Origin of the sequence: Micromonospora sp. DT63 (assembly GCF_049841615.1) — a bacterium.
Taxonomy (GTDB): Bacteria; Actinomycetota; Actinomycetes; order Mycobacteriales; family Micromonosporaceae; genus Micromonospora.
Genome location: NZ_JBNCKQ010000014.1, coordinates 104,268 through 110,884, shown reverse-complemented (window position 1 = coordinate 110,884; position 6,617 = coordinate 104,268). Strand labels below are relative to the sequence as shown.

Sequence of the window (6,617 nt, the reverse complement as noted above, 5' to 3'; positions counted from 1 at the left end):
GGCACCAACCAGCAGTGGCAGCTCGTGCGCGTCGACGGCGGGGGCAACCCGACCACGCCGCCGCCCACCACGCCGCCGCCGGGCGGCACGTGTGATCTGCCGTCGTCGTACCGGTGGTCGTCGACCGGCGCGTTGGCGCAGCCCAAGTCGGGCTGGGTGTCGCTCAAGGACTTCACCGTCGCCCCGTACAACGGCCGGCAGTTGGTCTACGCGACCACCCACGACTTCGGCTCGTCGTGGGGTTCGATGAACTTCGGCTTGTTCACCAACTGGTCGGACATGGCCTCGGCCAGTCAGAACACGATGAACAGCGGCACCGTCGCGCCGACCCTGTTCTACTTCGCGCCCCGCAACATCTGGGTCCTGGCCTACCAGTGGGGCGGCGCCGCGTTCTCCTACCGCACCTCCACCGACCCGACCAACCCCAACGGCTGGTCCGCGGCGCAGACCCTGTTCACCGGCAGCATCTCCGGCTCGGGCACCGGCCCCATCGACCAGACCCTCATCGCCGACAGCACCACCATGTACCTGTTCTTCGCCGGCGACAACGGCAAGATCTACCGCGCCAGCATGCCGATCGGTAACTTCCCCGGCAACTTCGGCAGCACCTACACCACCATCATGAGCGACTCCACGAACAACCTGTTCGAAGCCGTGCAGGTCTACAAGCTCCAAAACCAGAACCGCTACCTCATGCTCGTCGAGGCCATCGGCTCGCAGGGCCGCTACTTCCGCTCCTTCACCGCCACCAGCCTCGGCGGCACCTGGACCCCCCAGGCCGCCACCGAGAGCAACCCCTTCGCCGGCAAAGCCAACAGCGGCGCCACCTGGACCAACGACATCAGCCACGGCGAGCTGATCCGCACCAGCGCCGACCAGACCTTCACCGTCGACCCCTGCAACCTGCAACTGCTCTACCAGGGCCGATCTCCGTCCTCCAACGGTGTCGACTACGGCCTGCTGCCGTACCGACCGGGCCTGCTCACCCTGCAACGCTGACCCTGCACCACCCCACGACCCGGGGCGGGTTCGGCACCACGCCGAACCCGCCCCGCGTCACGTGCCAGGGCCGTCCGTCCGTGCCAGGGTGGGTCATGCCACTGAACGCACACCATCTGCGAACATCGGTCGCCGTTTCCGACATCGCGCGGGCCGTCGAGTTCTACGAGGGCAAGCTGGGGCTGGTACCGCTGTGGTCCGCGCCCAGCGCCACCATCGCCGACGGTAGCCGCATCTACGCCTCCGGTGGCGGTCCCGCCCTCAACGTGTACCAGTCGGTCACCGCCGGGAAGACCCCTGCGACGCTGGCGACGTGGTACGTCGACGACATCGACGAGATCGTCGACGAGCTGTCCTCGTCCGGCGTCGAGTTCGCCCGCTACGAGCAGATCGAACACGACCGGAAGGGGATCACCGAGCGGGCCGGCGGTGGTCGTATCGCGTGGTTCCAGGACCCGGACGGCAACACCTTCGCCATCGAAGCGGACGTCTGACCGCTGGGTGCCGCCGCGCGGGAACGGGCCCGGCTGAACTCTGACGGGCCGGAACACGGCGAGACTTCTTCAACCGTGCCGCGTTGTCCCGGGGCCGGCCGCTCCGGCCATCTTCCGTGATGGAATTCGGTCCCCGTGTCGATCTCGGCCGCTCGATGTTCGTCGAACCAGTGACAGCACCGGCGGTCGAGTAGGGAGATCGATGGACATGCGCAGCAGCCTGTGGGGCCTGATATCCGCGCGTGCGAGCATCCTCCGCCTCATGCCCAGAGCGGGCTTCGGTCTCCTCGGCGCGCTCCTCCTGCTCAACCTGTTCCTCGCCGCACTGCCGATCGCGTTCGTCGTCACGTCCAGTGTGGTGTTGGGCAAGGTGCCGGGGGCCGTGGACGGCGGTCTCGACTCGACGGCGTGGCGGGAGCTGGTGCCGGTCTTCGCGGCAGCGGCCGGCATCTTCGTGTTGCAGCAGGTGTTGGCGCCGGCCCAGCTCTCGCTGGGTGAGCTGCTGGCGCGGCGGATCGACGGCACCGTGGTGGACGACGTGATGCGGGCGTCGACGCGCAGCACCGGGGTCGGGCCGATGGAGGACCAGTCGGTCCTCGCCGACCTGCGCTACGCCGCCCGCGAGCTGGAGCACGGCCTGCAGATGTGGGGGCCGGGCAGCGCCTGCGCCGGCACTCTCGCCCTGATCGCGCGGTACGGCCAACTGGTCGGTTTTACGGCCATCATCGGCGTCGTCTACTCCTGGTGGGCGGCAGTGGCGGTGGCCGTGACAGTCCTGTGGTTCCGCAACGTGCAGCGCGGCGGGCTGCGGCGCTACGCCCACGCCCGGTTCAGCCTCATGCCCCAGCAGAACAAGGTGGAGTACGTCCGCAACCTGGCCGTGCAGCCGCCGGCGGGCAAGGAGATCCGGGTCTTCGGGCTGGCGAACTGGATGGACGGCGAGATGCGGGCGTCCTACCGCGCATGGTTCGCGCCGCTGTGGGCGGCGCGGCGGCGGGTCTACCTGTGGCCCGGCGTGTGGTCCACCGGGTTCAGCCTGCTCGCCTGCGGGGCGATCTTCGCGACGATCGGCGCCACCGCGATCAACACGCTCACGCTCACCGAGTTCGTCCTGATCATGCAGGCGGCGCTTGGTGCCATCCGGCTGTCGGTGTTCTACCCGGAGGCCGACCTGGAGACCGCGATCGGCACCGAGACCCACCGGGCGGTGCGACGGTTCGCCGACCACATCGACAGGCACACAGTGCTGGAGCCGGCCGGCTCCGGGAGCCCGGCGCCCGAGCCGGTCAGTGAGATCCACTTCGATGACGTGTCGTTCCACTATCCGGGTCAGGACCTGCCAGTGCTCGACGGACTGGACCTGCGAATCCCCGTCGGCAGCTGCACCGCGATCGTCGGGCTCAACGGCGCGGGCAAGACGACGCTGGTGAAGCTGCTTGCACGACTCTACGAGCCCGACCGCGGGGCCGTACGTCTCGACGGCGTCGACATCCGCACGTTCGAGCTGTCGCAGTGGCGGGCCCGGCTGGCCGTGATCTTCCAGGACTACCTGCGCTACGAGTTCTCCGCCGCGGACAACGTGGCGTTCGGCGCGGTGGGCTCGGCTGACGATCGGGACGGCGTCCGGGAGGCCGTGGCGGCGATGGGCCTGACCGAGGTGGTGAACTCGCTGCCCCGCGGCCTGGACACGCCGCTGGCCACACATGTCACCGGCGGGGCCGAGCTGTCGGGCGGTCAGTGGCAGCGGCTGGCGCTGGCGCGGGCCCTGTTCGCGCTGCGGCACGGCGCGTCGGTCGTGGTGCTCGACGAACCGACAGCGAGCCTCGACGTACGCGCCGAGGCGCAGTTCTTCGATCAGTTCGCGGGGCTCACCCAGGGCGCCACCACGCTGCTGATCTCCCATCGTTTCTCGACGGTGCGGCATGCCGACAAGATCGTGGTGCTGCACGACGGCCGGGTCAGCGAGGAGGGCTCGCACGACGAGTTGCTGGCCCGCAACGGGCGCTACGCCGAGCTGTTCAGGTTGCAGGCCAACCGCTTCGCCGACAACAGCGACCCGGACCGGGACGAGGTGCTGCTGTGAGCGAGATGTTCGCAGGCGTCAGCAGGCTGCTGTCCGCGGCGTGGCGGATCGACGCGCGCAAGACGGTGGTCGCCACCTTCCTCATGCTGGCCCTTGCCGCGTCGGCGGCCCTGCTCGCCGTAGCGCTCGGCGCGATGACCGACGCGGTCATCGGCGGGGACGCGACCGAGGCCGCCGTGTGGGGCGGGGTGGTGGCCCTGCTCGCCATCCTGGCGCAGTCCTCCGGCCAGTTCGCCATGGTCGCGTACTTCGAGCTGTCCGAACTCATCGAGCTGGACCTGCACCGGGAGCTGCTGGCGGTCTCCAACGGATCTGCGGGGATCGGCCATCACGAGCGCCCGGAGCAGGCCGACGAGCTCACCGTCCTGGTCCAGGACAGCGGGCAGTTCCGCAGCAGCATGGAGTCGCTGTTCCAGGCGGCGACGATGGTGCTGTCGGTCGTCCTGGGCGCGGCGATCCTGGCGTGGCAGAGCCCGTTGCTGTTGTTGCTCCCGGTGGCCGCTGCCGTGCCGTTGTTCACCGGCCGGCTGGCCGAGAGCGCCCTGGAGCGGGCCAAGACGGCGGTCGCCGAGCCGACCCGTGTCGCGCTCAACCTCTTCCAGGCCACGACCAGCGCCCGCTACGCCGGCGAGCTGCGGGTGTTCGGCGTGGAGAAGGAACTACGGCAGCGGTACGCGAGCTTGTGGCGAACCGCCACCCGTGGTCTCTACGGCGCTCACCTGAAGGCCATGGCGCTACGGGCGGCGGGTCAGGTCGTCTTCGGTCTCGCGTACGTCGGAGCGGTGTTGCTCGTCGTCCGTAACGCGATAGCCGGGCAGCAGAGCGTCGGCGAGGTGGTCCTGGTCATCGTGCTGGCCACCCAGGTCAACCAGCAGGTGACCGGCGCCGTAACGCAGTTGCAGCAACTGCAACGCCTCGCCAACACCTATCTGCGGCTGGATCGGCTGCGCGACGCGGTCGCCGGCGCCGGGTCCCTGGCCGACCAGCCCGTCCCGGACCGGCTGGTCACCGGGATCGCCTTCGAGAACGTGAGCTTCAGCTACCCGAGCGCCGATCGGCCGTCGCTGCGTGACGTCAACCTGACGTTGGCCGCCGGCAGCACGGTGGCGATCGTCGGTGAGAACGGCGCCGGCAAGACGACACTCGTCAAGCTGCTGTGTGGCTTCTACCAGCCCACGGCCGGCCGGATCCTCATCGACGGTGTCGACCTTCGACGGCTGCCCGTCGACAGGTGGCGTGAGCGGATGGCCGCAGGCTTCCAGGACTTCGTGCGGTACGAGATCCGGGCGCTCGAGGCGATAGGTGTCGGTGACGTGGCGCGGGTGTCGGACGAGGCCGCGGTCAACGAGGCGTTGGTGAAGGCCCACTCCACCGACGTCATGCGTGCCCTGCCGGACGGCTTGTCCACCCAGCTCGGCACGTCGTACGCCGAGGGCACCGAGCTGTCCGGCGGCCAGTGGCAGAAGCTCGCCCTGGGTCGGGCGCTCATGCGCGACAACCCGATGCTGCTGCTGCTCGACGAACCCACGTCGGCCCTCGATCCGCAGGCCGAACACGAGCTGTTCGAGCGCTACGCGGAACACGCGAGGCGTACCAGCGCGCAGACCGGCGCCGTCACGGTGTTGATCTCGCACCGCTTCTCCACGGCACGGATGGCAGACAAGATCATCGTGGTCGGCGACGGGCAACTGCTCGAGGTCGGAGACCACGACACCCTGATGCGCGCCGGCGGCTCCTACGCCGAGATGTTCGCCATCCAGGCCAAGGCATACCGCTGACACGACCACGCGAGGAGAGAACCATGGGCCACCGGATCCGGGTATCCGTCATCATCGCGACCTACAACTCGGCCGACCTGCTGGCCGACACACTGCGCTACCTCGTCCGGCAGACCATCCCCACCAACGAGTTCGAGGTGATCGTCGGCGACGACGGGTCGAGCGACAACACCGCCGAGGTGGTGCGGTCCTTCGCCGACAAACTCCAGGTCAAGTACGTCTTCCAGGAGGACCGGGGATTCCGGGCCGCCGCCGCGCGCAACGCCGCGGCCCGGCTCGCCGCCGGCGCGCTGCTCATCACTCTCGACACCGGCTCGATGGTGGGTCCGGATTTCCTCGCCGCGCACCTGGCCGCCCACGAGGGCGGCGAGTCGCGGCGGGCGGTGATCGGCCTCAGCTACGGCTACAACCCCGAGGTGCCGACGGCGCGGGTGGACGAGCTTCTCGCGCAGATGCTCCCGGAGACGGCTGTGGAGCGGTTCCGCGACCTTCCCGAATTCCAGGACGTCCGCCAGTCCTACTTGACCGACTGCGAGATGGACCTGAGCAGGAGGTTGGTGGCCTGGCAGGCCTTCTGGACGTTGAACGCGTCGGTGCGGACCGACGACTTCCGCCGGGTCGGTGGCTTCGAGGAGAAGTTCGAGGGCTGGGGCGGCGAGGACATGGAGCTGGCGCTTCGGCTGCTGCGCGCCGGCCTGACGATCGAGGTCGCGCCGGAGGCATGGGTGGTGGTGGCGCCGCACGAGCGCGACCACAAGGCCAACTTCGACGCGCTCTTCGTGAACATGCGGATGTTCCTGAGCAAGTTCCCGGAGCCGATTGTCGAGATGGGCCTGGGCGTGATGATCGACAAGGGGGAGTTCTGGCACTGGGAGCAGACGTACCGTGAGCTTCTCGACTGGCAGCAGCAGGCCGGCGGCCTGAGCGTCGCCGACGAGATAGCCAAGGCCCTGGCGGACGTGCCGGACGATGAGTCGGTAGCCATCGTCGGATGCGGCGCCGAGCTGCCCGCGACGCTTACCAGCGCGGTCCTCGTCGACTTCGATGACCAGCTCCTCGACCGTGCCGTGCGGTCGGGGGACCACAGCGGCTACCACGCCGTCGGGCTGCACACGCTGCTGGCCGACGACAGCGTCGACACGGTCATCATCACCTCCCGGATGGCCGGCCTCTGGGGCACCTGGAGTGCGGAGATCCTGGCCGAGGCCGACCGGATCGGCAGGCGCACCATCTCGTACGCCGGCCCGGCGACCTCGTGAACAC

The 6,617-nt window shown here is 69.2% G+C and carries 5 protein-coding genes; all 5 read left to right on the top strand.

The features are described 5' to 3' along the window. On the top strand, positions 1-999 hold a 999-nt coding region (locus tag ACLQ27_RS31640; protein ID WP_425870179.1), incomplete at its 5' end, for a non-reducing end alpha-L-arabinofuranosidase family hydrolase. Between the two features lie 95 nt (positions 1,000-1,094). Continuing rightward, positions 1,095-1,493 carry a VOC family protein gene (locus ACLQ27_RS31635; protein WP_357495393.1) on the top strand — a complete coding sequence of 133 codons (399 nt, stop codon included), beginning with the start codon at positions 1,095-1,097 and terminating at the stop codon, positions 1,491-1,493. A gap of 262 nt (positions 1,494-1,755) precedes the next feature. Next, positions 1,756-3,576 (top strand): ABC transporter ATP-binding protein, encoded by a 1,821-nt coding sequence (locus tag ACLQ27_RS31630; RefSeq protein WP_425870177.1) that lies wholly within the window; start codon positions 1,756-1,758, stop codon positions 3,574-3,576. 5 nt (positions 3,577-3,581) lie between these two features. Further along, a complete protein-coding gene (locus tag ACLQ27_RS31625; RefSeq protein WP_425870187.1) occupies positions 3,582-5,354 on the top strand; it encodes an ABC transporter ATP-binding protein in 1,773 nt (590 codons plus the stop codon). A gap of 23 nt (positions 5,355-5,377) precedes the next feature. Beyond that, positions 5,378-6,613: a glycosyltransferase gene (locus ACLQ27_RS31620; protein WP_357495389.1), complete on the top strand. Its 1,236-nt coding sequence runs from the start codon at positions 5,378-5,380 to the stop codon at positions 6,611-6,613. The last annotated feature ends 4 nt before the right edge of the window (positions 6,614-6,617 follow it).